The organism is Gaiella occulta, from assembly GCF_003351045.1.
GTDB classification, from domain to species: Bacteria; Actinomycetota; Thermoleophilia; order Gaiellales; family Gaiellaceae; genus Gaiella; species Gaiella occulta.
Genome location: NZ_QQZY01000002.1, coordinates 110,657 through 137,479, shown reverse-complemented (window position 1 = coordinate 137,479; position 26,823 = coordinate 110,657). Strand labels below are relative to the sequence as shown.

Annotated in this window: 27 protein-coding genes and 2 tRNA genes; 8 read left to right on the top strand and 21 right to left on the bottom strand. The window is 72.8% G+C overall.

Going from position 1 to position 26,823, the window contains the following annotated elements; genetic code table 11:
• The 14 genes from alaS to ftcD all read right to left on the bottom strand — a co-directional run bounded on the left by alaS (position 1) and on the right by ftcD (position 15,735).
• On the bottom strand, positions 1–2,562 hold the full coding sequence (gene alaS, locus Gocc_RS04195; RefSeq protein WP_220150441.1) for an alanine--tRNA ligase: 2,562 nt from the start codon (positions 2,560–2,562) through the stop codon (positions 1–3).
• Between the two features lie 52 nt (positions 2,563–2,614).
• Entirely contained in the window at positions 2,615–3,208 is a 594-nt protein-coding gene (locus tag Gocc_RS04190) for a DUF948 domain-containing protein (RefSeq protein WP_114795294.1), read from the bottom strand.
• Between the two features lie 10 nt (positions 3,209–3,218).
• A complete protein-coding gene (gene mnmA, locus Gocc_RS04185; protein ID WP_114795293.1) occupies positions 3,219–4,481 on the bottom strand; it encodes a tRNA 2-thiouridine(34) synthase MnmA in 1,263 nt (420 codons plus the stop codon).
• 315 nt (positions 4,482–4,796) lie between these two features.
• Positions 4,797–5,162: a VOC family protein gene (locus Gocc_RS04180; RefSeq protein ID WP_422717980.1), complete on the bottom strand. Its 366-nt coding sequence runs from the start codon at positions 5,160–5,162 to the stop codon at positions 4,797–4,799.
• A gap of 354 nt (positions 5,163–5,516) precedes the next feature.
• Positions 5,517–5,954 (bottom strand): hypothetical protein, encoded by a 438-nt coding sequence (locus tag Gocc_RS04175; RefSeq protein ID WP_114795292.1) that lies wholly within the window; start codon positions 5,952–5,954, stop codon positions 5,517–5,519.
• Between the two features lies 1 nt (position 5,955).
• Complete coding sequence (aspS, locus tag Gocc_RS04170) at positions 5,956–7,701, bottom strand: aspartate--tRNA ligase (RefSeq protein ID WP_114795291.1); 1,746 nt, start codon at positions 7,699–7,701, stop codon at positions 5,956–5,958.
• The gene (gene hisS / locus Gocc_RS04165) at positions 7,698–8,945 is read right to left on the bottom strand and encodes a histidine--tRNA ligase (protein WP_114795290.1); all 1,248 of its coding nucleotides are present in this window, start codon (positions 8,943–8,945) and stop codon (positions 7,698–7,700) included. The genes aspS and hisS overlap by 4 nt, the downstream gene beginning before the upstream one ends.
• Positions 8,942–9,592 carry an MBL fold metallo-hydrolase gene (locus Gocc_RS04160; protein WP_114795289.1) on the bottom strand — a complete coding sequence of 217 codons (651 nt, stop codon included), beginning with the start codon at positions 9,590–9,592 and terminating at the stop codon, positions 8,942–8,944. The genes hisS and Gocc_RS04160 overlap by 4 nt, the downstream gene beginning before the upstream one ends.
• 35 nt (positions 9,593–9,627) lie before the next feature.
• Positions 9,628–10,035, bottom strand: coding sequence for a hypothetical protein (locus Gocc_RS04155; protein ID WP_114795288.1), 408 nt, complete (start codon positions 10,033–10,035; stop codon positions 9,628–9,630).
• 7 nt (positions 10,036–10,042) lie between these two features.
• Positions 10,043–11,266, bottom strand: a complete 1,224-nt coding sequence (gene hutI / locus Gocc_RS04150; RefSeq protein WP_181813355.1) for an imidazolonepropionase — start codon at positions 11,264–11,266, stop codon at positions 10,043–10,045.
• On the bottom strand, positions 11,263–12,948 hold the full coding sequence (hutU, locus tag Gocc_RS15975; protein WP_181813354.1) for a urocanate hydratase: 1,686 nt from the start codon (positions 12,946–12,948) through the stop codon (positions 11,263–11,265). Before hutU ends, hutI begins: the two co-directional genes overlap by 4 nt.
• 5 nt (positions 12,949–12,953) lie before the next feature.
• Complete coding sequence (locus tag Gocc_RS04145) at positions 12,954–13,247, bottom strand: hypothetical protein (protein ID WP_114795287.1); 294 nt, start codon at positions 13,245–13,247, stop codon at positions 12,954–12,956.
• Positions 13,247–14,776, bottom strand: a complete 1,530-nt coding sequence (gene hutH, locus Gocc_RS04140; RefSeq protein WP_181813353.1) for a histidine ammonia-lyase — start codon at positions 14,774–14,776, stop codon at positions 13,247–13,249. The genes Gocc_RS04145 and hutH overlap by 1 nt, the downstream gene beginning before the upstream one ends.
• An 80-nt stretch (positions 14,777–14,856) precedes the next feature.
• Positions 14,857–15,735: a glutamate formimidoyltransferase gene (gene ftcD / locus Gocc_RS04135; RefSeq protein ID WP_114795286.1), complete on the bottom strand. Its 879-nt coding sequence runs from the start codon at positions 15,733–15,735 to the stop codon at positions 14,857–14,859.
• A 22-nt stretch (positions 15,736–15,757) separates the two neighbouring features.
• Between ftcD and Gocc_RS04130 the strand changes: the two genes are divergently transcribed.
• From Gocc_RS04130 to Gocc_RS04095, 8 genes are all read left to right on the top strand, one after another.
• Entirely contained in the window at positions 15,758–16,360 is a 603-nt protein-coding gene (locus Gocc_RS04130; protein ID WP_114795285.1) for a uracil-DNA glycosylase family protein, read from the top strand.
• A gap of 85 nt (positions 16,361–16,445) precedes the next feature.
• Positions 16,446–17,135: a hypothetical protein gene (locus tag Gocc_RS04125; protein WP_147281178.1), complete on the top strand. Its 690-nt coding sequence runs from the start codon at positions 16,446–16,448 to the stop codon at positions 17,133–17,135.
• Between the two features lie 43 nt (positions 17,136–17,178).
• Positions 17,179–18,057 carry an HD domain-containing protein gene (locus Gocc_RS04120; RefSeq protein WP_220150439.1) on the top strand — a complete coding sequence of 293 codons (879 nt, stop codon included), beginning with the start codon at positions 17,179–17,181 and terminating at the stop codon, positions 18,055–18,057.
• A gap of 86 nt (positions 18,058–18,143) precedes the next feature.
• Positions 18,144–18,214 (top strand) — tRNA-Gln (locus Gocc_RS04115).
• A 207-nt stretch (positions 18,215–18,421) separates the two neighbouring features.
• Positions 18,422–18,976 carry a transglycosylase SLT domain-containing protein gene (locus tag Gocc_RS04110; RefSeq protein ID WP_114795283.1) on the top strand — a complete coding sequence of 185 codons (555 nt, stop codon included), beginning with the start codon at positions 18,422–18,424 and terminating at the stop codon, positions 18,974–18,976.
• A gap of 92 nt (positions 18,977–19,068) precedes the next feature.
• Positions 19,069–19,296, top strand: a complete 228-nt coding sequence (locus tag Gocc_RS04105) for a hypothetical protein (RefSeq protein ID WP_114795282.1) — start codon at positions 19,069–19,071, stop codon at positions 19,294–19,296.
• Positions 19,297–19,365: 69 nt separating this feature from the next.
• Positions 19,366–19,438: transfer RNA gene (locus Gocc_RS04100), tRNA-Glu, on the top strand.
• Between the two features lie 262 nt (positions 19,439–19,700).
• Complete coding sequence (locus Gocc_RS04095; RefSeq protein ID WP_181813352.1) at positions 19,701–20,633, top strand: MBL fold metallo-hydrolase; 933 nt, start codon at positions 19,701–19,703, stop codon at positions 20,631–20,633.
• Positions 20,634–20,700: 67 nt separating this feature from the next.
• Here the strand turns inward: Gocc_RS04095 and Gocc_RS04090 are convergent, their stop codons facing one another.
• The 7 genes from Gocc_RS04090 to Gocc_RS04060 are packed head-to-tail and all read right to left on the bottom strand — an operon-like array spanning position 20,701 to position 26,820.
• Positions 20,701–21,444, bottom strand: coding sequence for an SDR family oxidoreductase (locus tag Gocc_RS04090; RefSeq protein WP_114795280.1), 744 nt, complete (start codon positions 21,442–21,444; stop codon positions 20,701–20,703).
• The gene (locus tag Gocc_RS04085; protein WP_114795781.1) at positions 21,441–21,866 is read right to left on the bottom strand and encodes a MaoC family dehydratase; all 426 of its coding nucleotides are present in this window, start codon (positions 21,864–21,866) and stop codon (positions 21,441–21,443) included. The genes Gocc_RS04090 and Gocc_RS04085 overlap by 4 nt, the downstream gene beginning before the upstream one ends.
• A 5-nt stretch (positions 21,867–21,871) precedes the next feature.
• Entirely contained in the window at positions 21,872–22,888 is a 1,017-nt protein-coding gene (locus tag Gocc_RS04080; protein ID WP_220150438.1) for a 3-oxoacyl-ACP synthase, read from the bottom strand.
• On the bottom strand, positions 22,885–23,508 hold the full coding sequence (locus tag Gocc_RS04075; RefSeq protein WP_181813351.1) for a TetR/AcrR family transcriptional regulator: 624 nt from the start codon (positions 23,506–23,508) through the stop codon (positions 22,885–22,887). The genes Gocc_RS04080 and Gocc_RS04075 overlap by 4 nt, the downstream gene beginning before the upstream one ends.
• Positions 23,505–24,998 (bottom strand): class I adenylate-forming enzyme family protein, encoded by a 1,494-nt coding sequence (locus tag Gocc_RS04070; RefSeq protein ID WP_114795279.1) that lies wholly within the window; start codon positions 24,996–24,998, stop codon positions 23,505–23,507. Before Gocc_RS04070 ends, Gocc_RS04075 begins: the two co-directional genes overlap by 4 nt.
• Positions 24,998–25,780, bottom strand: a complete 783-nt coding sequence (locus Gocc_RS04065) for an alpha/beta fold hydrolase (protein ID WP_220150437.1) — start codon at positions 25,778–25,780, stop codon at positions 24,998–25,000. The genes Gocc_RS04070 and Gocc_RS04065 overlap by 1 nt, the downstream gene beginning before the upstream one ends.
• The gene (locus Gocc_RS04060; RefSeq protein ID WP_114795278.1) at positions 25,777–26,820 is read right to left on the bottom strand and encodes a branched-chain amino acid ABC transporter permease; all 1,044 of its coding nucleotides are present in this window, start codon (positions 26,818–26,820) and stop codon (positions 25,777–25,779) included. The genes Gocc_RS04065 and Gocc_RS04060 overlap by 4 nt, the downstream gene beginning before the upstream one ends.
• Positions 26,821–26,823 lie beyond the last annotated feature (3 nt).

Below are 26,823 nucleotides of genomic sequence, written 5' to 3'. Positions count from 1 at the left end.
CTAGAGCGCGGCGAGGATCAGGCGCTCGGCTTCGGCGAGCGCGTCGGGCAGCTTCGCGGGGTCCTTCCCACCTGCGCGCGCCATCGTCGGCCGGCCGCCCCCGCCCCCGCCGACGTGCGCCGCCGCCGCCCTGACGACGTCGGACGCGCTCACCTTCTCCGCCACCGTCGGGTCGAAGTTCGCGATCAGCGTCACCTTGCCGTCGTCGACGCCTCCGAGCACGACCGCCGCGGGCGCGTGCCGCTGCTTGAAGCGGTCGGAGAGGTCGAGCAGCGCGTCGCCGTCGAGCCCGTCCACCGCCTGCACGATGAGGTTGACGCCCCTCGCGGTGCGCACGGCCGCCTCGATCTCGACGGGGCCGGCGGCCCTCGGGGCGGCCTGCTTGCGCTTCAGCTCCTTGCGCAGCCGCTCGAGCTCGGCGCGCACCTCGTCGAGCTCGCGCGACCGCGCACGCAGCAGCGCGAACGCCTCGCCCGAGGTGACCGCTTCGATACGCCGCGCGCCCGCGCCGACCGAGCCCTCGGAGGTGATCGTGAACGCGCCGATCTCCGCGGTCGTACGGACGTGGGTGCCGCCGCACAGCTCACGCGAGACGCCCTCGATCTCGACCACGCGCACGATGTCGCCGTACTTCTCGCCGAACAGCATCATCGCGCCGAGCTTGCGTGCCTCCTCGATCGGCGTCTCGAACACGTGCAGCGGCCGGTTCTCGAAGATCGCGCGGTTGACGCGCAGCTCGACCTGCTCGCGCTCCTCGGGCGTGAGCGCGACCGCGTGCGTGAAGTCGAAGCGCAGCCGATCGGGACGCACGGACGAGCCGGCCTGCTTGACGTGCTCGCCGAGCACCTCGCGCAGCGCCTCCTGCAGGAGGTGGGTGGCGGTGTGGTTGGCCATCGTCGGGAAGCGGATGCTCCACGGCACGAGCGCCCGCACACGGTCGCCGGCGGCGAAGCCCGCGCCGCGGAAGAGGAGCGCCTGGTCGCCGTCGAAGCGGAATGCCTCGACGAGCTCGGCCTGCAGCGACGGGTCGCCGTCGAGGGCGATGGTGCCGTGATCCGTCACCTGGCCGCCCCCGGCCGGGTAGAACGGCGACTCGCGCAGCTTCGCGAGGAAGGTGCCGTCGCCGAGGTCCTCGAGCGCGCCGATCTGCGTGAGCACGTCGGTCTTCGCGTAGCCGACGAACGCGGTCGTGAAACCGGCGCAGCGGGCGAAGTCGGCGGCACGCTGCACCGCGCCCTTCTCGCCCGATCCGCGGGAGATCTCGCGGTGCCGTGCCATCGCGATCCGGTAGCCCTCGACGTCGACCTGCCGGCCGCGCTCCGCCGCCAGCTCGACCGTGAGCTCGACCGGGAAGCCGTAGGTGGCGGCGAGCCGGAACGCGTCGTCGGCGGAGATGTCGCCGGCGCCGCCGAGCGCCTCGAACTCCTTCATGCCGCGGTCGAGGGTCTCGCGGAACCGCTCCTCCTCGGCACGGACGATCCGCTCGATCGACGAGGCGTGCTCGACCACCTCCGGGTACCAGGGCCCGACCTGCTCGACGACGATCGCCGGCAGGGGATAGACCGCCGGCAGCCCGATCCGGCGCGCCTGGACGACGGAGCGCCGGATGAGGCGTCGCAGCACGTAGCCGCGGCCCTCGTTCGCCGGAGTGATGCCCTCGGCGATCAGGAAGGTGATGCCGCGGCCGTGGTCGCTGAGCACGCGGTGCGCCTTCGTCGCCTCGGGCGACGTGCCGTAGCCGACGCCTGACTCGTGCTCGATCCAGTCCATGATGAGCCGGAAGCCGTCGGTGTCGAAGATCGAGTCGACCTCCTGCAGCAGCATCGCGCCGCGCTCGAGCCCCATGCCCGTGTCGATGTTCTGTTTCGGCAGCGGCGTCAGCGACCCGTCGGCTGCCAGGTCGTACTCCATGAAGACGAGGTTCCAGAACTCGATGAAACGGTCGCAGTGCTCGCAGTTCGGGCCGCACGTGTCGCGGCCGCAGCCGTACCGCTCGCCGCGGTCGAGGTGCAGCTCCGAGCAAGGGCCGCACGGGCCGGTCTCGCCGGCCGGGCCCCAGAAGTTGTCGGAGCGCGGGAACGGCACGATGCGGTCGCGCGGCAGGCCCTTGCGCAGCCAGCCACGTACGGCGACGTCGTCCTCGCCGAGGTCGAGCACCGGGTCGCCCGCGAACACGGTCGCCCACAGCCGGTCGGGGTCGAGCCCCATCTCCCCGGTGACGAACTCCCAGGCGAGGTCGATCGCGCCGTCCTTGAAGTAGTCGCCGAACGAGAAGTTGCCGAGCATCTCGAACATCGACGCGTGCCGCGCCGTCTGCCCCACCTGGTCGAGGTCGGTGTCCTTGCCTCCCGCGCGCAGACACTTCTGCACGGTCGTGAAGCGTGGCGCCGGCGGCTGCTTGGCCCCGGAGAAGTACGGCTTCAGGGGCTGCATGCCGGCGGACACGAACAACGTCGACGGGTCTTCCGGCGGCGGAATCAGCGACCAGGAGGGGAAGCGCAGGTGGCCTCTCGCCTCGAAGAAGGAGAGAAAGCCCTCGCGGAGCTCGGCGGTCGTGCGCATCACGCGATCGTAGCGGCGCCGCTACGCGAAACCGCGCCCGTTGGGCCACGGACTATGCCGCGGCGGGCTCGTCCGGCGGCACCGGCGCCGGCGAGGGTTTCGGCACGGGGTGCGGCCGCGGCCACGGGTCGGGCTTCGGCTGCGCGACGGGGCGCGGTTGAGCCGGCGGCCGCTCGCTCTCCGCCGGCGTCCGTCCCGCATCGTGCAGGTCGGCGCGCAGGTCCGCCTCGCGGCGCCGCGCCGCCTCCCTGGCAGCGGCCGCCGCGTCGCCGAGGCTCTTCGTCTTGAGCAGCTGGGAGACGCCGTGTGAGACGCCTGCGGCGAGGCCGGACACCTTCTCGACCGGCCTGGCGATCGCGGCCGAGACCGCACGGACGGCCGTGTCGGCGCTGTCGGCGATCGAGACGGCGCTGTCGGTGACGCTGTCGGCCTTGTCGAGCTGGTAGTTGATGCGGTCGACGGTCGCCCCGGTCTTCGCGATCACGGGCAGCAGCTCGCGCTCCGTGCCGCGCACGAACGACGACAGGCGCTCGAAGGTCTGGCCGAGCCGGAGCAGCATGTAGGCGGTGGCGAGGCCGACGAGCACGAGGAAGATCGCGAGCCCCCAGTAGGCGGCGTCAGCGGCGCTGAAGGCGAGCACGGACATCGGGAGGATCCTACCCGCTCGATCCGGCGATGACGCCCGCTGCGACGATCGCGTCGCGGTCGTAGACGGCGGCGACCTGCCCCGGCGCGACCGCGTCCACCGGGCGCTCCAGGCGCAGCGTGAATCCCCCCGGCTCCGGCTCGACGCGCGCCGGAACGGGCTGCGACCGGTAGCGCAGCTTGGCGTGCCCGCGCTCGACGGGCAGGTAGACGCGGCCGCGGGCGTGAACGACCGTCGACGCGAGGGCCGAGCGCGGCCCGACGACGACGGCATTCGTCGCGCGGTCGGTGCGCAGCGCGTAGAGGGGCTCGGGCGCGGCGACCCCGATGCCGCGCCGCTGCCCCGGCGTGTAGCGCCAGATGCCGTCGTGGCGGCCGAGGACGGTGCCGCGCTCGTCGACGATCGCCCCCGGCTCGGCCTCGAGCCCCTGCCGCTCGAGGAATGCGCGGTAGTCGGCGCCTGCCAGGAAGCACGCCTCCTGGCTCTCGGAGCGGCCGGCGACGGCGAGCCCGGCCGCGGCAGCCTCGGCGCGCGTGTCGCTCTTCGTGTGCTCGGCGAGCGGGAACGCGACGCGGTGCAGCAGTGCGGGATCGACGGTCGCGAGCATGTACGACTGGTCCTTGCTCGCGTCCGCCCCGCATCCGATCAGGCGCATGCCCTCGCGCTCGACGATACGTGCGTAGTGGCCCGTCCAGAGGGCGCGCGCGCCGGCGCGCTCGGCGAACGCGACGAGCGCGCCGAAGCGGAACACGCCGTTACAGCGCATACACGGGTTCGGTGTCAGCCCCGCCGCGTAGCCGTCCACGAACGGCTGCACGACGGCTGCCCGGAACGCCTCGCGGAGGTCGAGCGTGACGTGCGGCAACCCGAGCCGGTGGCACGTCTCGCGGGCGGCGATGACGGCATCGGGGGAGCAGCAGGCGCGCTCGGCGCTCGGGCCGGCCGGATCGAGCCAGAGGCGGAGCGTGACGCCGATCGCGTCGCTGCCGGCGCGAAGGAGCGCCACGGCGCTGTCGACACCGCCGCTCATCGCAACGGCGATGCGCGCCGGAGAGGGCTCGGCATGGAAGGCGGGAGCGAGCGCGTTGGCGAGCGCGTCGGCAGCGAGCGTGGTGCCGGGGACGGCGGCGGCATCGAGCAGCGTCAGGCCGGCGAGATCGCGTTCCAGGCCGGGTGCGTCGGCCTCGACGATGCGGTCGCCGTCGACGACGAGGCGGACGGCGGCATAGTCGGCGCCCCGGGCGGAATCGCCGATGAGCTCGAGCGGAGGCATCGGGTCAGGCTAGCCCGGATCTCGCACCCGGCGCGGGCGCGGCATCCCGTCTGCCCCGCGATCGTGCCAACCGAGAGGTCCGGGCCGGCGCGGCGCGCGACGGTCGGGCAGGAGGCGCCGAACGACCGGCCGCGGCGCACGCCGGGCACACACGAGCCGCAACCAGCCGCACCGAGCCCCAACGTCCCCCAGGGGCACCCCCGGTGCCCTGAGAACACCGTAGCTGCGCAAATGTGCCGCGACTGCAGCAGCTGTGCGACAGATGTGTGACGCGCTCGCGCCGGCGTCGCCCGGCAGGCATGCTGCGGGCGGGACCTACGCGACGAGCTCGAGCCGGTTCCCCCACGGGTCGGAGACGTGGAAGCGCTCGACACCCGGGATCTCTGCGCGGTCGGCCCAGGTGATGCCGACTCCGGCGGCCTCGAGTCGGCGCGCAAGCTTCCGCAGCTCCTCCGGCGAGGCGACGCGCAGCGCCGGGTGGGCCTTGCGGGCCGGCACGAACGGATCGGCCACGCCGACGTGCAGCTCGTGGGCTCCGACCCGGAACCAGCACCCTCCGCGTTCGGCGAGCAGCGGTGGCTTCGCGATCTCCTCCAGGCCGAGCAGCGCGCCGTAGAAGCGACGCGCCTCCTCCTCGCAGGCGGGCGGCGCGGCGACCTGGACATGGTCGACCCCGGTGATCGCTCGCGTGCGCTCGCTCAGAGTGACTCGCGCCCATCCCGGGCCGTCTGCGGCTTCGCGCCGGCCGCGCCGCGGCACGACTCGATCGCCGGGTCGTCCTGTGCGAGGTACGTGGAGCCCACAACCGGAACGCTAGCGGCTCACGCCCATCGAGGAAGGCTGCGCGGGCTCCCGCGGCGCCGAGGAAGAGGTGCTCCACCCTGCCGATGACTCCCCGGGCCGGTGCGAACCTGGCAAGCCAGGTGGGTGCACTGCCGCCCTCCGGCAACGCCTCGGACGGACTCGCGCTCCCTCGACGTGATCGTTGGTTCACGTTGAAACCCGGGGCCACGCACAGGGTCGAGCAGCGAGAGCCTACCTGCGCGTCGGCGCGACGGCGAAGCGCCAGTCGATCTCCTGCGTGCCGTTCAGCCCGAGGCGCGCGGCGAGCGCCTCGGTGAGCTCGAACTGCCGGCCGGCGCTCTCGAGCCTGTTGTCGATGACCTCGGTCAACAGCGCCTGCCCGCCGAAGCGGATGATCACCTTGGCGCCGCACGGCAGCACGGGATGGGTGACGCCGAGGGATCTCGCGGTGAGCACGAGACCGCACGAGGTTCGCTCGGCGTCTCCGGCAGTCCCGCGCGAGGCGGCGAGCGCGCCGTACCAGGCGCCTCCGGGCGCAGCCGCGCCGATCGGCGTGCTCGTCGCAGCGGCGCCGGAGGCACGATGCTCGATCACCGCGAGCGCCGCGAGCGCCCCGAGGAAGGCGACGGCGGCCAACGCGAGCAGCCGCTGCGCGACGGCGGCTTCCACGTCAGCCTCCGGGGGGCGCGACGAGACGGATGCCGAGCTCGTCGAGCTGCGCCTGCGTCACCGCCGACGGGGCGCCGCTCATCGGGTCGAGCCCCGCCTGGTTCTTCGGGAAGGCGATCACGTCGCGCAGGTTGGGCTCTCCTGCGAGCACCATCGTCATGCGGTCGATCCCGAGAGCGATGCCTCCGTGCGGCGGCGCCCCCATCGCGAGCGCGTCGAGCAGGAACCCGAACTTCGCCCGCTGCTCCTCCTCGCTGAGAGCGAGCAGGTCGAAGACCCTCGACTGGATGTCGGGCTCGTGGATCCGGAACGAGCCGCCGCCGAGCTCGTTGCCGTTGACGATGAGGTCGTAGGCGTATGCGAGCGCCTCGCCCGGCCGTTCGTGGAACGTGTCGACGAACTCGTCGGTCGGGCGTGTGAACGGATGGTGAACGGCGCTGAAGCGCTGCTCGTCCTCGTCCCACTCGAACATCGGGAAGTCCGTCACCCACAGGAACGTGAAGGCGTCCTCGTCGACGAGGCCGAGCTCGCGGCCGAGGTGCACGCGTAGCGCGCCGAGCACGCGCGAGGTCAGCGCCCACGCGCCGGCCGCGAACAGCAGCGTCTCCCCGGGCGCGAGGGCAAAGGCATCGAGCTCGGCCTGCGACAGGAACTTGGCGATGGGCGACCGCACCTCGCCGCTGTCGCCGTCGCGGACGAGATACGCGAGGCCCTTCGCTCCGAGCTCCTGTGCACGATCCTGGAGCGCGGCGATCTCCGACCGCGAGAGCGCCCGCGGCACGCGCAGGAACCGCACCGCCTCGGCCCCCGCGAAGACGCCGAACGCCGAGCCGCGGGTCGCGGCGGTCGCGTCCTCGATCTCGAGCGCGAAGCGCGTGTCCGGCTTGTCGGAGCCGAAGCGACGGTCGGCTTCCGCGAACGTCATGCGCGGGAACGGACGCGGGATGTCGACGCCGACGCACTCCCGCCAGACCGCGGCGAACGTCTCCTCCATGAGCGCGAACAGGACATCGCGGTCGGGGAACGACATCTCCATGTCGAGCTGCGTGATCTCCTGCACGCGGTCGGCGCGAAGATCCTCGTCGCGGAAGCAGATCGCGATCTGGTAGTAGCGGTCGAAGCCGGCGATCATCGACAGCTGCTTGAGGATCTGCGGGCTCTGCGGCAGCGCGAAGAAGCGGCCCTTGTGCAGCCGGCTCGGCACGACGAAGTCGCGCGCTCCCTCCGGGGTCGGCTTGAACAGGATCGGCGTCTGGATGTCGAGGAAGCCGGCCGCCTCCATGTGCCGTCGGATGATCCCCACCATCTGCGCGCGCAGCCGGATGTTGCGCTGCAGCTTGTCGCGCCGCAGATCGAGCCAGCGGTAGCGCAGCCGCAGCGTCTCGTCGACGTTGTCCTCGTCGAGCTGGAACGGCAGCGGCGTCGAGCGCGACACGATGCGCAGCGATTCGACCTGTACCTCCACCGCGCCCGTCGGGAGGTTCGGGTTGACGGCGTCCGCGGCGCGCGCGACGACCTCGCCGGTGGCCTGCAACACGAACTCGTTGCGGATCTCCTTTGCGAGCTCGGCCGCCTCGGGCGCACGCTCGGGGTTGATGACGAGCTGCGTGATGCCGGTGCGGTCGCGCAGGTCGACGAAGACGAGGCCGCCGTGGTCGCGGCGACGCGCGGCCCAGCCGGCGAGCGTCTTGCGCGTGCCGACGTGCTCCCCGCGGAGCTCGCCGCACATGAGGTCGCGCCAGCTCATCGCGACAGTCTGCCGACGATCGCCTCGTGGTCGAGCGGTTCGTCCCGCTGTCCGGCGCGGCGCAGCACGGCACCCTCCGCCGTCACGATCACCGTCGCGCTCGCGCCGAGGCGCGCCGCCTGCGTGAGCTGCCCCTTCAGGGAGCGTCCCGCGTAGTCCGTGTCGGCGGCGACCCCGGCACGGCGGAGCTCGGCGAGCCACACCGCGACGGCCTGTCGAGGTGCGCCGTCCTGCAACGCGAAGAACACGTCGATCGCCGGCGCCTCGGCGCCGGCGCCCGCCGCCTCCAGCGCGAGCAGCAGCCGCTCGAGGCCGGCGCCGAAACCGACGCCCGGTGTCGCAGGGCCGCCGATCTCCTCGACGAGGTAGTCGTAGCGGCCGCCGCCGGAGATGGTCGAGTTCTCGTTCTCCATCGGCCCGATGAACTCCCACGTCGTCCGCGAGTAGTAGTCGAGGCCGCGCACGAGCGTCGGCACGAGCGTGTAGGCGACGCCGACGGCGTCGAGATCGGCGCGGACGGCGGCGAAGTGCGCGACGCACTCCTCGCACAGCGATTCGCCGATCTTCGGCGCCTCGTCCAGTGCTCTCCGCACGGCTTCGGGCTTTGCGAGGTAGTTGTCGAACACCCGCAACGGGCTCGTGGCCGCCTTCTCCCTCGTGCCTTCGTCGAGCCGATCCGCGTGTGCGTCGAGCCACTGCTCCAGGCGCGTCAGGTACGGAAGCCGGCAGGCGCGGCAGCCGATCGAGTTCAGCTCGAGGTGGTAGTCGCTCACGCCGAGGCGGTGGAGCAGCGCGTCGTAGAGCTGCACGAGCTCCGCGTCGATCGACGGGTCGGTGGAGCCGATCGCCTCCACCGACGCCTGCCAGTGCTCGCGGTAGCGTCCCTTGCCGGGCGCGCCGTAGCGGTACATGGGCGCGATCGTGAAGAGCTTCACGGGCTGCGGGTCGCGGTGCATGCCGTGCTCCAGGTAGGCGCGGCAGATCGGCGCGGTCCCCTCGGGGCGGAGCGTCAGCGGCCGGCCGGAGCGGTCGCTGAAGCTGTACATCTCCTTCTGCACCACGTCCGAGCCCTGGCCCGACGTGCGCGCGAAGAGCGCGGTGTCCTCGAACGCGGGCGTCAGCACCTTGCGGTAGCCGTAGAGGCCGCACAGCCGCTCGATCTCGCCCGTGACCCGCTGCCACAGCGGCATCTCGGCTGGCACGACGTCATGCGTGCCGCGCGGCCGCTCGATCCTGCCGCTCATCCGCCCGGCCTGCCGGCGCGCAGGTCGGCGAGGAACGGGTTGCGCGCGAGCTCGGCGCCGAGCGTCGTCTGCGGCCCATGTCCTGGATGGACGACGGTGTCGGGCGGGTAGGTGTCCATCAGCCTGCGGATCGACGCCTCGAGCGTGCCCCAGTCGCCGCCCGGCAGGTCGGTGCGGCCGACAGAGCCGGCGAAGAGGACGTCGCCGGAGAACACCTCGCCGTCTGCCCCGTAGGCCAGGTGCGCCGGCGAGTGGCCCGGCACCGGCGTGACGGCGAATGCGATGCCCGCCGCCTCGATCGTCTCCCCGCCCGAGAGCAGGACGTCGGCTGTCGACGGGCGGATCTCGATGCCGGGCGGCGTGAAGGTCGCGGGGTGCTCGAGCAGCGCGCGCTCGCCTTCGGGGGCATACACGGGCGCATCGGTGCCCTCGGCCAGATCGGCCAGGCTCACGATGTGGTCGAAATGCCCGTGCGTGACGAGGATCGCGGCGCAGCGCGCGCCCAGTGCGGCGAGCCGCAGGCGGATCGTCGCCGCATCGCCGCTCGGATCGACGACCACCGCCTCGCGCGCGGCCGCGGAGGCGCGCACGATGTAGGTGTTCGTCTGAAGCGGCGGGAGCGGGAGCTGGTCGACGGCAAGGGCCATGGCTGCGGACGAGTCTAGCCCCGCCGCCGCGACCGCTATCCCGTCTTGCCGAGGCGCTTCTGGTACTGCCGCCAGACGACGCGATCCATGAAGTAGCTGAACGGGATGAAGACGGCCATCAGCAGCACGGTCTGCACGACCGCGGACGGGATCGACATCTTGCCGCCGCCGAGGAGCAGCACCGTGGCGAGGAAGATCGGCGCGAAGATCGCGCCGCGCTTGAGCACCCTCGGCCAGGAAGGCGGCTGCACGGGCCTCGCCGTCCGGCTGCGGGGCTTCTGCTTGGCGGACGCCCTGCCGCGGCCCGCGGCCCTGGCAGGCGGCTTGCGCGGCTTGTCCTCCGGCTCCACGGGCACCTCGTTGCCGTCTGCGTCGATATAGACGATGTCGTACTCGTGCCGCTTCTCCTTGGCGCGCCTGCGCCGCTGCTTCTCGGTGGCCATGGGACGATTATGCCCTGCGACGGAAGACGACCGACCCGCCCTCGATCACGGTGTGGACGACGTCACCGCCGAAGTGGTAGGCGAGATGGCGCCAGTCGGACGCGTCGAGCAGGACGATGTCCGCCCGGCAGCCCGGCCGGATCCGCCCGCAGCGGTCGCCGCGGTCGAGCACATGGGCGGCGTTGACGGTGGCTGCGGCGAGCGCCTCCTCAGGGGAGAGCCTCATCTGCGTGCAGGCGAGCGAGAGCGCGAGCGGGAGGCTCTCGCAGTAGGCGCTGCCGGGGTTGAAGTCGGTGGCGAGCGCGACGGCGGCGCCGGCGTCGACGAGCGCGCGCGCCGGCGGCATGGGACGGCCGAGGAAGAGCGCGCTCGCGGGCAGCAGCACGCCGACGACGCCGCTCGCGGCGAGCATCGCCACCCCCTCGGGCCCAGTCGCCTCGAGGTGGTCGACCGAACGTGCGCCGAGCTCGACGGCGAGCGGGATCGCGCCGCACTCGCTGAACTGGTCGCCGTGCAGCCGCAGCGCAAGCCCCGCGGAGCGGCATGCGACGAGGTACCGCCGCGCCTGCGCCGCGTCGAAGGAGCCGTGCTCGAGGAAGACGTCGGCCGCCTCCGCGAGCCGCGCCGCGTCCGGGAGCACGTCGGCGAGAAGGAAGTCGAGGTAGGCGTCTGCGCCGTCGAACTCGGGCGGCACCGTATGGGCGCCGAGCCAGGTCGGGACGCCGCCCGCCGCCCGCACCGCCTCGAGCTGCACGAGCTCGGTGTCGCGGTCGAGCCCGTAGCCCGACTTGCCCTCGAACGTCGTCGTGCCGTGCGCGCGCATCCAGCCGCGATGCCTCAGCGTCGCCGCCGTGAGCTCCTCCGCCGTGGCCGCGCGGGTCGCACGGACGGTCGAGAGGATGCCGCCGCCGGTCGCATGCAACTCCTCGTAGCTCGCTCCCCCCGCACGCAGAGAGAACTCGTGCACGCGGTCGCCGGCGAAGCACGGATGCGTATGGCAGTCGACGAGCCCGGGGACGGCCGAGAGCCCGCTGCCGTCGATCTCCTCCACCTCGCCCTCGAGCGCCGGCAGGTCGCGCATACGGCCGACGCCCTCGATCGCGCCGTCGCCGCAGAGGACGTAGGCGTGCTCGATCGACTCCAGGCGCCGCAGGTCGGCTCCGCGCAGCGGCGTACCCGAGCCCGCCGGAGAGGCGACCTGCGCGAGGTCGCGGACGAGCAACCGGCTCACAGCGGCGCGCTCGGCAGGTCGAGCCCGCCGGCGCGGGCGGCGTCGAGCGCCTCCTCGTAGCCGGCGTCGGCGTGCCGCATCACGCCCGTGCCCGGATCGGCTGTCAGCACGCGCTCGAGCCGCGCCGCCGCGTCGGCCGTGCCGTCGGCGAGCACGACCATACCCGCGTGGATCGAGTTCCCGATGCCGACGCCGCCGCCGTGGTGCACGCTGACCCAGGTCGCGCCCGCCGCGGTGTTGAGTAGCGCGTTGAGGATCGGCCAGTCGGCGATCGCGTCGGAGCCGTCCTGCATCGCCTCGGTCTCGCGGTAGGGGGAGGCAACCGAACCGGAGTCGAGGTGATCCCTGCCGATCACGACCGGCGCCGACACCTCGCCCACGCGGACGAGCTCGTTGATCGCGAGGCCGGCCTTCACACGGTCGCCGTAGCCGAGCCAGCAGATACGTGCCGGCAGACCCTGGAAGGCGACCTTGCCGGGAGCCATCGCAAGCCAACGCTGCAGCAGCACGTCATCGGGGAACAACGCCCGCAACGCGCGGTCGATGACGGCGATGTCTGCCGGATCGCCTGACAGCGCCGCCCAACGGAACGGGCCGATGCCGCGGCAGAACAGGGGCCGGATATAGGCCGGGACGAAGCCCGGGTATGAGAACGCTTCCTCTAGCCCACCGGCACGGGCCTCACCTCGCAGGTTGTTGCCATAGTCGAAAACGTAGCATCCCATGCGGACGAAGTCGCACATCGCGCGCACGTGAGCCACGATCGACTGCGACGCGAGCTCGAGGTACCGCTGCGGATCCCGCGCCCTGAGGCCGGCCGCCTCCTCGAACGGCACCTCGGCGGGGACGTAGCCCGTGAGCGGATCGTGGGCGGCCGTCTGATCCGTGACGAGATCGAAGCGCTCGCCGCGCGCGACGAGCTCGGGGAAGACGTCGGCGGCGTTCCCGCGCAACGCCACGGAGAGCGGTCGCCGCGCCGCCGCGGCGGCGCGGACGCGGGCCAGCGCATCGTCGAGCGTGCCGGCCTGCTCGTCGACGTAGCGGGTCGCGAGCCGGCGATCGATCGATCGCTGGTCGACGTCGACGCAGAGGATCGCCGCCCCGGCCATCGTCGCCGCGAGCGGCTGCGCGCCGCCCATGCCGCCGAGCCCCGCCGTCAAGATCGTGCGCCCGGAGAGATCGGGCGACCCGAAGTGCCGCTCGCCGGCGGCGCAGAACGTCTGGTAGGTGCCCTGCAAGATCCCCTGCGTGCCGATGTAGATCCACGAGCCCGCCGTCATCTGGCCGAACATCGTCAGCCCCGCCGCCTCGAGGCGGCGGAACTCGCTCCACGACGCCCAGGCCGGCACGAGCAGCGAGTTCGCGATGAGCACCCGCGGCGCGCCCTCGTGCGTCCGGAACACCCCCACGGGCTTGCCCGACTGCACGAGCAGCGTCTCGTCGTCCGCCAGCCGCAGCAGCGTCCGCACGATCGCGCGCAGCGCGTCGTGCGAGCGCGCCGCGCGGCCCGACCCGCCGTAGACGACGAGCTCCTGCGGATGCTCGGCCACCTCGGGATCGAGGTTGTTGAGCAGCATCCGCAGCGGCGCCTCCGTCTGCCACGAGCGCGCGCTCAGCGCCGATCCGCGAGGCGCGCGTATCGCCGACAGATCGCCGCAGAGCGCCTCCACAGCCGTGTCCACGTCCCTCATCCCCGTCCGCTCTCCTCTCCGTCGCCGCCTGTCCCGGGCGTGCCGCTCCGATCCGCGGCGCGCCGATCCTGCTCCCTGATTCGCTCACGCAGCCTCCACCAGCTCCAGGCCGTCGCGACGACGAGGAACGCCACGGCGACCGTCAGGGCGCGCACGAGATCGCCGCCCGTCAGCGCTGCCACGAGAACGAGCACGACCGCCATGGTGGCGTTCAGGATCGCCGTGTCGCGGTACGGGTGCTTCGGAATCCGCAACTCGCGCCGTTCCCGCCGGATGTGCCGCCGTGCCATCAGCCGAGCGCTCCGATCTCCGACTCGACGGCGGCGGCGAGGCTGCCGTCGCGCAGCGCAGCCGCCATGCGCTCGATGTCGGCCGAGAGCGACCTGTCCTCCCGTAGCCGCTGCGACAGCGTGCGAACGAAGGCTCGGGCGCAGGCAACCCCACGTCCCGGCTCGAGCGGGGCGAGGAACTCGACCGCCTGCGCGCCGGCGAGCAGCTCGATCGCCAACGACGCCTCGGCGTTGGCGAGAACCTGCAGCGCCTTCAACCCGGCGGCGTTGCCCATCGAGACGTGATCCTCCTGCCCGGCGCTCGTCGGGATCGAATCGACGCTGGCGGGATGGGCGAGCGCCTTGTTCTCGGACACGAGCGCCGCCGAGACGTACTGGAGGATCATGAACCCGGAGTTGATGCCACCCTCGCGCGTGAGGAAGGCGGGCAGACCGTCGGACAGGCTCGGGTTGACCATGCGCTCGACGCGCCGCTCGGAGATGCTCGCGAGCTCCGCGACGGCGATCGCGAGGCAGTCGAGCGCGAACGCGACGGGCTGGCCGTGGAAGTTGCCGTTGGAGACGATCGTGCCCTCGTCGAGGAGGACGAGCGGGTTGTCGGTGGCGGCGTTGATCTCGACGGCGACCGTGCGGCCGACGTAGTCGAGCAGGTCGCGCGACGCACCGTGCACCTGCGGCGCGCAGCGCAGCGAGTAGGCGTCCTGCACCTTGTCGCACCAGCGGTGCGACTCGATGATCGCGGAGCCCTCGAGCAGCCGGCGCACGTTCGCCGCCGACGCGAGCTGCCCCGGATGGGGCCGCGCCCTGTGGATCGCCTCCTCGAAGCTCGCGAGCGAGCCCTGCAGCGCTTCGAGCGACATGGAGCAGGCGATGTCCGCGGCGATGGCCAGCCGGCGCCCGCGCACGAGACCGAGCGCGGCCATCGCCGTCATGAACTGGGTGCCGTTGACGAGCGAGAGCCCCTCCTTCGCCGCGAGGCGCACCGGCTCGAGCCCCGCGCGCGCGAGCGCCTCGGCTCCCGGCACTCGCTCGCCGCCGACCCATGCCTCACCCTCGCCGACGAGCGGCAGCGCCAGGTGCGCGAGCGGCGCGAGGTCGCCGCTGGCGCCGACCGAGCCACGGGCGGGCACGTACGGGACGACGCCGGCGTCGAGAATCGCGAGCAGCAGCTCGACCGTCGTCACGCGCGCGCCCGAGTACCCCTTGGCGAGGGCGTTCGCGCGCAGCAACATCGCCGCGCGCACGACCTCGTCGGGATAGGGCGCGCCGACGCCGCAGGCATGGCTGCGCAGGAGGCGTAGCTGCAGCTCCTCGGCCTGGTCGTCGGGGATCGACTCGGAGACGAAGCGGCCGAAACCGGTGTTGACGCCGTAGGTGTGCTCGCCTCTGCTCTCTTCGAGCAGCGCCCGGGAGGCCGTCATCTTCTCCTTCGCCGTCGCGGAGAGCGCGACGGCGCGCCCTCCGACGGCCACGTCCCAGACGTCGTCCACGGTCAGGTCGTCGCCGGTCAGGAGCAGCGCGTCGTCCACGGAGGGCGAGTCTACGCGCGGGCGCGATGCGGAGGCGCTCCGCGCCGAAGCGCCGCCCCGCAGGAGGCGTCGACCACGGCCTAGAGCCCGAGCGCGCGCAGCCGGCGCTCGAGCACGCGGTCGTCGGGCAGCGCCTCGAGCGCGAGCGCTCCGGCCGGTGCCGCGGCCGCTTCCGGCAGCAGGCCGACGAGCTCCCCGCGCGCGACCGTGACCCCCCGTGCGGCGGCCTCCTCGCGGACGCGCGCGACGACGTCGGCGAGCGGCGCGGCGGCGACGTCGATGACGTTCAGCGACACCTGCACCGTGCCGGTCGAGGGGAGACGCAGCCCGAGCGCCTGCACGCCCGGCATGCCGCCGCTCGACGTGCGCACGGCCGCCGCGATCGCCCGCGCGGCGGCAAGGTCGTCCTCCGCGAGCTCGAGGTTGAAGGCGACGAGCAGCGGGCGCGCGCCGACGAGCACCGCGCCCGCGGTCGGGTGCAGCCGCGCGGGGCCGAAGTCCGGCGCGAGCTCGCCCGCGTCGACGCGTCGCTGCAGCTCGTCCGGGCCGCCGCGCCGGAAGAACGCCGGCCGGCGCCCGCCGCCGCTCTCGCCGTAGAGGAAGACGGGCAGGCCGAGCTCCCCGCCCACCCGCCGACCCACCTCGAGAGCCGCCCGTCGCGCTCGCCCCATGTCGCCGTCGAGCGGCACGAGAGGGACGACGTCGGCGGCGCCGACGCGCGGGTGGATGCCGGTGTGCTCGGTCAGGTCGACGAGCGACGCCGCGGCCGCGATGCCGGCGACGAGCGAGTCGACGAGTGCGTCGTCGTCGGCGACGAGCGTGAGCACCGAGCGGTGATGGTCGGCGTCCGAGTGCACGTCGAGCAGGTGCGCCGACCCCGAGAACGCGGCTGCGAGCGCGGCGACCACCGCGGGGTCGCGCCCCTCGGACACGTTCGGAACAGACTCGAGCGGCGTCACCTGCCCTACTCTACGAGCCGCCGTGACCCGCTACCGATCGATCGCAGCCCTGCACCGCGATCTCGCGGCCTGCCGCAGATGCGCGCAGGCCGGCTTCCCGATCGCCTCCACGCCCGTGATCGAGCGGGCCACCGACCCGCGCGCCTTTCTCCTCGGACAGGCGCCGGGGATCGTCGAGGGGGCCGAGGGGCGCCCGTGGCGGGGGCGCGCCGGCGCGACGCTCCGCCGCTGGCTCGGTCTCGACGAGGAGGCGTTCTACGCGACGTTCTACTGCGCGTCGGTCACGCGCTGCTATCCGGGACGGCCGCCGTCCGGGCGCGGCGACCGCACGCCCACGGCGGCGGAGCGCACGCTCTGCGCTCCCTGGTGGCGAGAAGAGCTGCGCCTCCTGCGCCTCCCGCTCGTGGTGACGGTCGGAGGTCTCGCCGCGCGGGCGCTCGTCGGCGCCCCGACCCTCGCGGCCTGCGTCGGCAAGAGCTTCGTCGTCGACGACGCGGTCGTGATCCCGCTGCCGCACCCGTCGGGGGCAAGCGGATGGCTCGGCGACCCGACGAACCGGGCCCGCCTCGGCAAGGCCCTCGCCCATGCCCGCCGCGAGCTCGCGCGGGCGGCCACGCCAGGGTGATCTCACACGCCCGGCAGCTCGCGGCGCGGGAACGAACGTCGCCGCGGCGGCTCGGCGCCGGCTCGTCCTCGACTACGATCGCGCCATGACCCTCGGCTCCGTCCTCGCTGAAGCCTGGGGCCTCTACACGAGGTTCTTCACCCGCTTCTTCCTCCTCGCCGCCGTCGTCTTCCTGATCACGAACCTCGCGAGCTCCGTGCTCGCGGAGTCGGTCGGCGCCAACTCGTCGCTGTCGGCGTTCCTCGTCGGCGTGGCGGCGTTCGCGGTGATCATCGTCGGCAGCTTCTGGCTGCAGGGAGCGTTCGTGCTGGCGGTGCAGGACGTCCGCGACGGCTCCTTCGACGCGACCACCGACCAGATCTTCCAGAAGGTGAAGCCGTTTCTCGGGCAGCTCGTCCTGGCCGGCTTCCTCGGAGCGCTCGGTATCGCCGCCGGCATGATCCTCCTCGTCGTCCCCGGCCTCGTGCTGCTCACCTGGTGGGCGCTGCTGTCGCCGGTGCTCGTGCTCGAGCACACCGGCGTCGGCGGCGCGTTCGCCCGCTCGCGCGAGCTCGTGCGCGGGCACGGCTGGACGGTGTTCGGCGTGATGCTGGCCACCGGCCTCCTCTCGCTCGTGGCCGACAGCGTTCTCACGGGCATCCTCGGCTTCCTCCCCGGCCTGCTCGGCCGCTGGATCGGCGGCGCGCTCTCGGGCGCGATCGTCGCGCCGTTCGGGGCGATCGCGGTCACGATCATGTACTTCAAGCTCGTGGAGCGCCGGGCGGCGGACGCGTGAGCGCCGCCGTCGCGACCGCGCCCGGCGTGAAGGAGCCCTTGCCGTGACGCTCGACCCGGAGACCGAGCAGCGCATCGACGAGCCCGTGTCGGCCGAGGCGGTGCGCGACACGCGCCTGACGCCCTCCGAGGCGATCCGCGGCATGCAGATCAAGCTGCCCGTGCGAGGCAACCGCAAGCTGCGCAGGGTGCTCGAGCGGGCCAACGGCGACCCGGTGCTGAAGGCGTGGTGGCACGTCGCGAACGTCAACGCCGTCGTGCGCATGCAGATCAACGACCACTCCTGGGTGCACATCCAGATCGTCGCGAACATCGCGTTGAAGCTGCTGCGCCAGCTCACCAAGCACGGGGTGGAGCCGTCCCTGGTGCGCGACTACGGCATGAGCGACGACGACGCCGAGGTCGTCGTCGTCCTGTCGGCGCTCATGCACTGCGTCGGCATGTCCGTGCACCGGCGCGGTCACGAGGACTTCAGCCTCTTCCTGTCCGAGCCCAAGATGCGCGAGCTGCTCGACGGCATCTACGACGAGCCCGAGCGCACCGTCGTCGTCTCCGAGGTGCTGCAGGCGATCACGAGCCACCGCTCCGACGGCGAGCCGCTCGCCCTCGAGGCGGGCATCCTGCGCGTCGCCGACGCGCTCGACATGGCCAAGGGCCGCTCGCGCATTCCGTTCGAGCGTGGCTCGGTGTCGATGCACTCGCTGTCGGCTGCCGCGATCGACGAGGTGATCATCGACGACGGCGCCGACAAGCCGGTCAGGATCGAGATCGTGATGAACAACTCCTCCGGGCTGTTCCAGGTCGACGGGCTGCTCAAGGCGAAGCTGCGAGGGTCGGGCCTCGAGCCGTACGTGGAGGTCATCGCGCACATCGACACGGAGAACGAGAAGCGGCTCGTGCCCGTGTACCGCCTCGACGCCTGACGAGCCGCCGGGCGCTACGGCCGCCCTCGCTCGGGGCGCAGCGCGGGTCTCGGCGCGGGCGCGTTGCTACGATCCCGCGCGAGCAGTGCGGGATCGTCTAATGGTAGGACGCCGGATTCTGGTTCCGGAAGTTGGGGTTCGAGTCCCTGTCCCGCAGTCTTCTCGAGCCCCCGCGAGGGGGCTCTTGTCGTTCCTTGGAATGACAACGATCGTGACGCTCTTTTCAAAGATTTTGTAAGGACTTTCATCCTCGCTTGTAGCACGTCAGCTACGGTTTCGCGAGCGAGAGACACGAGCGGCTCCCCGGCATCATGCGGAGCCGTGGCCCTGTCCCCGAGATGGAGGTCCGATCCTGAGAGCCCTTGTGACGGGCGCGTGCGCCCTGATGTTGCTCGTCGTGCCGGCCACTGCGCAGTCGCAGTCCGGTGCCGACCTCGGCGCACAGCTGACGCGCCACGTCCAGACCCTGAAGAAGGACCGGCAGGTGATCACGTTCTTCGCCCGGCACCCCTGGCTCCTCTCCGACCCGCGCTTTTCCGGCGAGGCCAGGCGGCAGCTGACACTCCACACGGCGAGCTTCGCCCGCACCCGGTCGAAGCTCGCCGCCACCCGCGCGCGGCTGCTGCGACGGAACAAGGTGCGGCAGCTCGCGTCCGTCGCACAGGCGTCGCCGCAGGAGGTGATCTGCCAGGTGTTCGGCAGCTACTGCGCGGAGGCGCTCGCGGTGTCCCGCTGCGAGTCCGGCTTCCAGACCGATGCCCAGAACGGCCAGTACCTCGGCCTGTTCCAGATGGGCGCGAGCGAACGGCGCCTCTTCGGCCACGGCCCTAGCGCCCTCGCGCAGGTGCGCGCCGCCCACCGGTACTTCGTCGCGTCCGGTCGCGACTGGAGCCCGTGGTCGTGCAAGCCGTGGAGCTGAGCTCGCACGTCCCCACGTTTCGTGCGCAAACTGCGGAGCCCGGCCGGCCGGCCGGGTTCCCAGGGCAGCGCTGACGTGGTAGGTGTCCGGTGGTGGCATGGCTTCGGCGGAGCGGTGAGCGCCTGAGGCCCCTCGACGAGGCGGCCGCGTACGCGCGCTGTCACGGCGACCGCGACGACTCGGTGCGCATCGTCAAGCTGCCGCCGCGACGCGCGCGCTACGACACGCTGCTCGCAACCGGCGAGGACATCCGCGTCGGGCTCGAGGCCCGCATCGACGCGCGCGACGCCGACGCCGGCGCACCCGCGCCTCCCGCCTGACGCCGACCCCGCCGCCCGCTCCTTGCCGCCCTGCGGAGCATCCAGCTTCGCTACACTCAGCCGCCGCAGGGCCCATTCGTCTAGTGGCCTAGGACACCGCCCTCTCACGGCGGCGGCACGGGTTCGAATCCCGTATGGGCCTTTCCTCCGCTCGACCCCGCGCGACCGGCTCGAAGCCGTGGGTCGGGCGCGTCGGAGCAGCGCCGCGGCGGCGTCAGCCGGGCGGAACGGCGCGAGAGCGCGTCAGCGGCCGGCTCGCCGCCGGAGCTGCTCGGCGAGCGCCGCCGCGAGCTCGTCGTCCGCAAGCGAGGAGAGGTCGATGTCCGGCGAGGTCATGCTCCCTCCACCGGCCGTCGTCGCATGCTCCCTGAGCCGCGCGGCCGATGGGGCGTAGGATCCGGGCGATGGAAGCCGACGAGACCCCGGCCGGCAGACCCGCGGTCACGCGCGCCGGCTTCCTGAGCGCGATCAGGCAGCGCGCCGCGGAGACGGTCGCCGGACCGCCGGCCCCTCCCCCGACCCATCCCGAGCTGCCGCCGCCGGGCGAGCTGATCGAGCCGCTGCTCAGCGACGACGACCTGCTGGCAGACATCGAGGACGCACGCGCGGAGGCCGGCCTCCATCTCTGGTGGCTCGGCCAGAGCGGCTTCCTCGTGCAGATCGACGGCGAGCACCTGCTGCTCGACCCGTATCTGTCCGACACGCCGGCCGGGACGTCCGCCGGCGCGGAGACGCCGCAGGAGCGGCTCACGCGCAACGTCATCGCGCCGGAGCGGCTCGCGTTCGTCGACGTCGTCACCTCGAGCCATGCCCACATCGACCATCTCGATCCCGGCACGCTCCCGGGCGTTCTCTCCGGCGGCGCGCAGCTCGTGTGCGCCGCAGGCACCCAGGCGCTCGCACAGGAGCGGGCCGGCAAGCCCCCCGCCGTCGCGCTCGCCGCGGGCGAGGACGCCCAGATCGGCGGCTTCCACATCACCGCGGTTCCCGCCTACCACGACGGCGCGCCCGAGGCGGTCGGCTACGTGATCCGCAACGGCCCCTTCATCCTCTACCACGCGGGCGACACCCGGCGCGTGCAGGGCATCGCCGAGGCGGTCGCCCCCCACGCCGTCGACGTCGCCCTCCTCCCCGTCAACGGCAAGCACGGCAACATGGACGGCGCCGACGCGGCACGGCTCGCCCACGAGGCCCAGGCGCGCATCGCCGTCCCCTGCCACTACGAGATGTTCCGCTCCGACACCGCGAGCCCGGTTCGGTTCATCGCCGAATGCGAGCGCCTGCGCCAGGAGTACCGCATCCTCAGCGCCGGCGAGTCGATCCTCATCGATCCGTAGGAGCTGCGGCGCACGACACGCGACGCGCCCGTGATGGAGGCCGAGGCCGGCAGCCGAGCGGCTGCGGTCAGCGTGCCGTCCAGCCGAGGTCGAGCACGAGCGGCGCGCCGGTCACGGCGCGCCCGTCCGGGCCGAGCAGGAACGCCGCCGCCGCCGCCACCTCCTCGGGCTCGAGCAGCCGCTTCACCGCCTGTGGAGCGAGCAGCACGTCCTCCAGCACGCGCTGCTCGGGCAGGCAGTGCGCCCGCGCCTGATCGGAGATCTGGGCCTCCACGAGCGGCGTCCGCACATACGCGGGGCACAACGCGGACACGCTGATCCCGCGCGACGCGCCCTCGAGCGCGAGCACCTTCACGAGCCCCAGCACGCCGTGCTTGGCCGCCACGTACCCCGCCTTGAACGGCGAGGCGACGAGCCCGTGCACCGACGCCACCGCGAGGAAGCGCCCGTCGCCGCTCTCCGCGAGCGCGGGCCAGGCCCGCTTCGCGAGCAGGAACGGGCTCGTCAGCAGCAGCGCCACGAGCGCGTCCCAGCGATCCTCCGGGAACTCCTCGACCGGCGCCACGTGCTGGAATCCCGCGTTCGCGACGACCGCGTCGAGACGACCGAACCGTGCGAGCGCCGCATCCACCACCTCGCGGTTCCCCTCGCGCGTCGTCAGGTCGGCCGCGAACGGCTCGCCCGGACCGGCCTCGTCGGGACGGAGGTCCACGGCGAGCACGCGCCAGCCGTCGCCTTGCAGCCGTTGCGCGATCGCCCGTCCGATCCCGCTCGCCGCCCCGCTGACGACCGCGACGCGCACGCCGCTCACCGCAGCAGCCGCAGCACGAGCTCGGCCACGCACACCGGCTTCTCGACGCCCTCGCACTCCACCGTCGCCGCCACGACGGCCTGGTCGCCGCCGGCGACCTCGTCGACCGAGACGACCGTGAAGCGCGCGCGGATGCGCGAGCCGGACGGCAGCGGCGCCGGGAAGCGAACACGGTTGAGCCCGTAGTTGACGGTCAGCCGGTAGCCGTCCAGGGGAAGCATGCCGGCGAGCAAGGGCACGCACAGCGACAGGGTGAGGAAGCCGTGCGCGACCGTCCTGCCGAAAGGCCCCGCGGCCGCGCGCGCCGGATCGGTGTGAATCCACTGCGGGTCGTCGGTCGCTCCCGCGAACGCGTCGATCCGCTGCTGCGAGACCTCGAGCCACGCGCTCGGACCGAGCTCGGTGCCGATCAGCTCGCGCATCGCGCTCACGCCGGACCCCAGCGTACGACGCTCGCCGCCCATGTGTAGCCGGTGCCGGCGGCGAGCAGCAGCACGAGGTCGCCGTCGACCACCTCGCCGGCGCGCACCGCGCGGTCGAGCGCGAGCAGCGGGTCGACGCCGCTCATGTGGCCGGTGTCGTCCAGGTAGGCGGCGCGCGACGGCGCGAGGCCGAGCGCGGCGACGATCTGCTCGTGCATCGACCGCTTCATGTGGATGCCGCAGAGGTACGAGACATCCTCGAGCCGGGCACCGGAGCGCGCGAGCGCCCCCTCTGCCACGGCGACGAAGTTCGGCAGCGACACCTCGTCGAGGCCGTCCTTCATCGCGGACGGATCGGCGACGTCGAGGAAGTGCCGCCGGCCGTCGACGGACGCATGCGAGGCAGGCTCGACGCTTCCCCCGGCAGGCACCTTCACCTGCAGCGCGAACGAGCCGTCGGTGATCGCGTGCGAGCCGAGCAGCAGGTTCCTGTCCGCTCCCGCCGTCAGCAGCCCTGCGACGGCGCCGTCGCCGAAGTTGAACATGAAGCGGGAGCGCGCGTTGCCGTAGTCGAGCAGGTACGACTCGCGGCAGGCGGCGACGAGCAGGATGCTGCCGAGATCCGGCTCGGCGACGAGCAGCGCACGGGCGAATCGCAGCGCCACCGGCGTCCCCATCGAGACGTTGTCGTACTCCACCGCGTATGCGTTCGCGCAGCCGAGCCGGTGCGCGATCGCCGGCGCCGCCTGCCACACCATGTAGTCCTTCCAGGTCGAGCCGTAGTAGACGACCGCGCCGACGGACGCCGGATCGACGCCGTGCTCGCCGAGCAGGCGGGACGCCGCGGCGACGGCGAGATCGCTCACGTGCTCGTCCGGCGCGGCCACGTGCTTGCCGCGCAGGCCGAACTTCTCCACGATCACCTGCTCGGGGATGGCCGCGGCCGCGCCGATCTCGGCGGCGCTGAGCCAGCGCTCGGGCAGGTAGTGGGCGGTCGCGGCGAGCCCGATTGCGCCGCTCACGCCGCCCCGCTCCGCGCGCCGATCGTGCGGGCGATGATGCTCGCGAGCTCCGCGGACACCTCGGCGGGCAGGGCGTCGCGACCCGCCCACAGGATCCAGCGCATGCCGACGAGCTCGCCGATCCCCATCAGCGCCCAGGCGAGCAGCTCGGGGTCGCCGCCCTCGATCTCGCCCGCCTCCATCGCCTGGCGCAGCCCCGCCACGTAGCCGTTGGTGAGGCGCTCGTAGTGGAGTTGCAGGATCTCGGGCGAGACGAACTCGGCCTGGCGGATGATGCGATACAGCGCGGGATGCTCCGCGGTGAAGTGGAAGAACGCGGCGAAGCCGAGCTGCTCCTTCTCGGCGCGCGTCGCTCCCTGCTCCGCGGCCTCGGTCATCGCCTGCCGCACGCGATGGTTCAGGTCGAGCACGAGCTCGTCGAAGATCCCCTTCTTCCCGGTGAAGTAGAGGTAGAAGGTTCCCTGTCCCACGCCCGCCGCCTCGGTGATCTTCACGATCGACGCGTCGTGGTAGCCGAGATCGGCGAACACGTCCTCCGCCGCCTCGAGCAGGCGCTGGCGCGTGCGCTCCCCCCGCGCTGACAGCGGCCTCCCGTCCGCGCCCGTGATCGTCCCGGTCACCGAGCCTCCTCCCGCGCCGCGAGCGAGCGCAGATCGTCCTTCGACACCTTGTCCGTCCCCGAGCGTGGCAGCGCCTCCACGAACCGCACCGCCCGCGGCACCTTGAAGCGCGCGAGGCGGCCCCGGCAATGGGCGAGGAGATCGTCCTCGTTCGCGTCCCGCCCGGGCACGAGCGCCACGAACGCGAGGCACGCCTCGCCCCAGCGCTCGTCGGGCACGCCGATCACGGCCGCCTCCGCCACGGCCGGGTGGGCATGCAGGACATCCTCGATCTCGGCGGGGTACACGTTCTCGCCGCCGGAGATGATCATGTCCTTGCTGCGGCCGACGATGCGGTAGTAGCCCTCGGCGTCCCTCTCGGCCAGATCGCCGGTGAGCAGCCAGCCGTCCGCGAACGCCGCCGCCGTCGCCCCCGGATCGCGCCAGTAGCCGGCGAACACGTTCGGGCCGCGCACGACGAGCTCCCCCGTGCCGGCTCCCTCCAGCAAGGCGCCCGTGTCGGGATCGCGCAGCGCCACGTCGACGTGCGGATACGGCTTGCCGGCGAAACCGAGCTTGCGCGCCGCATCCTCGGGCGGCAGGCAGAGCACGTTCGGCGCCGCCTCGGTGAGCCCGTAGCCCTGGACGATCTCGACACCGCGGTCGCGCCACCTCTCGAGCAGCGGCTCCGGCATCGGCGCGCCCCCGACGACCGCCAGGCGCAGGCTCGAGAGGTCGGCTTCGTCGAAACGCGGATCCTGCGCCAGGAACAGGTACGTCGCCGGCACGCCCATCATCGTCGTCACGCGACGCTCCTCGATGAGCCGGAGCGTGCATTCCGGCGCGAACGACGGCTCGAGCACGACCGTGGCGCCTTTCCACCAGGCGAGCAGCGGCTGCACGTTCCAGCCGCCGACGTGGAACTGCGGAAGCACCTGCAGGACGACGTCGGTGTCGCGCAGACCGCTCGTGCGGTCGAACGAGAGGTTCGTCCAGAAGCAGTTCGCGTGTGTGAGGACGGCCCCCTTGGGCTTCCCGGTCGTGCCCGACGTGTACACGAGCAGCAGCGCGTCGTCGTCCTCGGCGACGTCCTGCACGTCGCCGTCGCGCTCGAGCGCCGCATCGCCGATCCGCTCCACGGGCACGGCCGTCCCCGTCCGGCGCGCGAGCCCGTCGTGCTCCGCCGACACGAGCAGCAGGGACGGCTGCGCATCCTCGAGCTGGTAGGCGAGCTCGGCCGGCGACAGCCGCCACGAGAGCGGCTGCAGCGCCACGCCGAGGCGCGCGCAGGCGAAGAGGACGGCGACGTGATCGGGCGAGGTCGCGGTGAGCGTGGCGAGCCGGTCGCCGCGACGCAGCCCGCGGGCGGCGAGCCCGGCGGCGACGCGGCGCGTGCGGGCGTCGAGCTCCGCGTACGTGATGCGGCCGCCGAGGAACTCGACCGCGACCCGGCGCGGCGAGTTGCGCGCCCTGTCTGCCAGCCAGCGCCCGATCGTGAGCTGCGCCCCCATCAGCTGCGATCCTCCAGGAACGAGACGACGGAGGCGACGAAGGCCTCGGGCTGCTCCCAGAAGAAGAGGTGACCGGCTCCTTCGAAGATCTCGAGTCGCGCTGCGGGGATGAGACCGGCGAGCAGCTCGCCGTTGCGCACGTCGACGACACGGTCAGCCGTGCCGTGCTGGACGAGCGTCGGCGCCGAGAGCGCGCCGAGGCGTCCGTAGGCGTCGAACGACGCTGCGGCTGCCGCCTGCGCCGCCCACGCGGCCGGATTCTGCGGCGCGGCGAGGCGAAGCGCGACGATCCGCTCTGCGAGCTCGGGCCGTCTTGCCGGGGTCGCCGGCGCGAGAGCGTTCTCGACGAAGCGGCGCAGCGCCACCTCGGGTGCGAGCGACGGGGCCTCCTCGACGAGGCGCAGCGTCTCCTGCGGGAGCGGGTGCGCGTTCGGCCCACCCGGCGTCGTACAGGCGAGCACGAGCCGGTCGACCCGCTCGGGATGGGCGAGCGCGAGCTCCTGCGCGACCATGCCGCCGAGGCTCGTGCCGAGCAGGTGCGCACGCTCGAGCCCCGCCTCGTCCATCACCTGCACGACGTCGGCCGCCATCTCCGCGGCCGTGTACGGCCCGGGGGGCGCATCGCTCGCTCCGATGCCCCGGTTGTCGAGCAGGACGACGCCGAAGCGGCGGGCGAGCTCGTCCGCGACCGGCTCCCAGCCCCAGCGCCCGTAGCCGAGGCCGTGCACGAGCACGAGCGGCGTCCCCCTGCCGCGGCGCTCCCACGCGATGTGGATGCTCACGATCCCGCCTCCGGCTGCGCCCGGCGCGTCCACAGGCCGCGCAGCCGCAGCGGCAGGCCGCCGAGCCCGCCCGGGACGAAGAAGACGACCGCGACGAACAGCGCGCCGAGCAGGAAGAGGGGCTCCGAGAGCGGCACCCGCAGCACGTCGGGCAGACCCTGCACCGCGGAGGAGCCGCCGAGCGAGCCGAGCCGCTGGTCGAGCAGCGTGTAGAGGAACCCTCCGATCATCGCGCCGTAGCGCGTGCCGGCGCCGCCGAGCACCACCATCACGAGCAGCGAGAGGGTGAAGTTCGCCGTCGTCACCTCCGGGGTGGCGCCGCCGATCAGCAGCAGCCACACGACCCCGCCGGCGCTGGCGAGGAACGACGCGAGCACGAAGGCGGCGAGCTTGAACGGGAACGGCCGCAGCCCGATCACTTCGACGCGCCGCTCGTTCTCGCGAATCGCCCGCCAGACGTGACCGGCGGACGAGCCGACGGCGAGCCGCACGACGACGAACACCGCGGCTGCGTAGCCGAGCGCCAGCCAGTAGAGGTTCTTCGTGTTGAGGACGCCGACGAAGACGTCGGGCACGTGGTCGAAGGCGAGCCCGATACCCTCCTCGCCGCCTGTCCAGCCGTACGGGTTCTTCTGCACGAGCACCGTGCCCGCCTGGGCGAACGCGAGCGTCACCATCGCGAAGGCGATGCCTCCCACGCGCAGGCTCACGGCGCCGAGCACGAGCGGCAGCGCGAGCGCGACGAAGGCGACGAACGCGAGCGTCGGCCACAGGCCCCACTCCCATTTCGTCAGCGCGATCGCGGTCGCGTAGACGCCGACGGCGACGTAGAGCGCGTGTCCGAACGAGAGCAGGCCGGTGAACCCGAACAGCAGGTCGTAGCTGAGCGCGACCCCCGCGAAGACGAAGCAGAGCGCGAGCAGCTGCAGCGTGCCCGGGCTGTCGAGCGGCCCCGTGAAGACGACCGGGACGTCGATCGCAAGCGCCGGCGCGAGGGCGAGCAGGAGGAGCGCGGTCGCCGCGGGACCGATCCGGCGCATGCG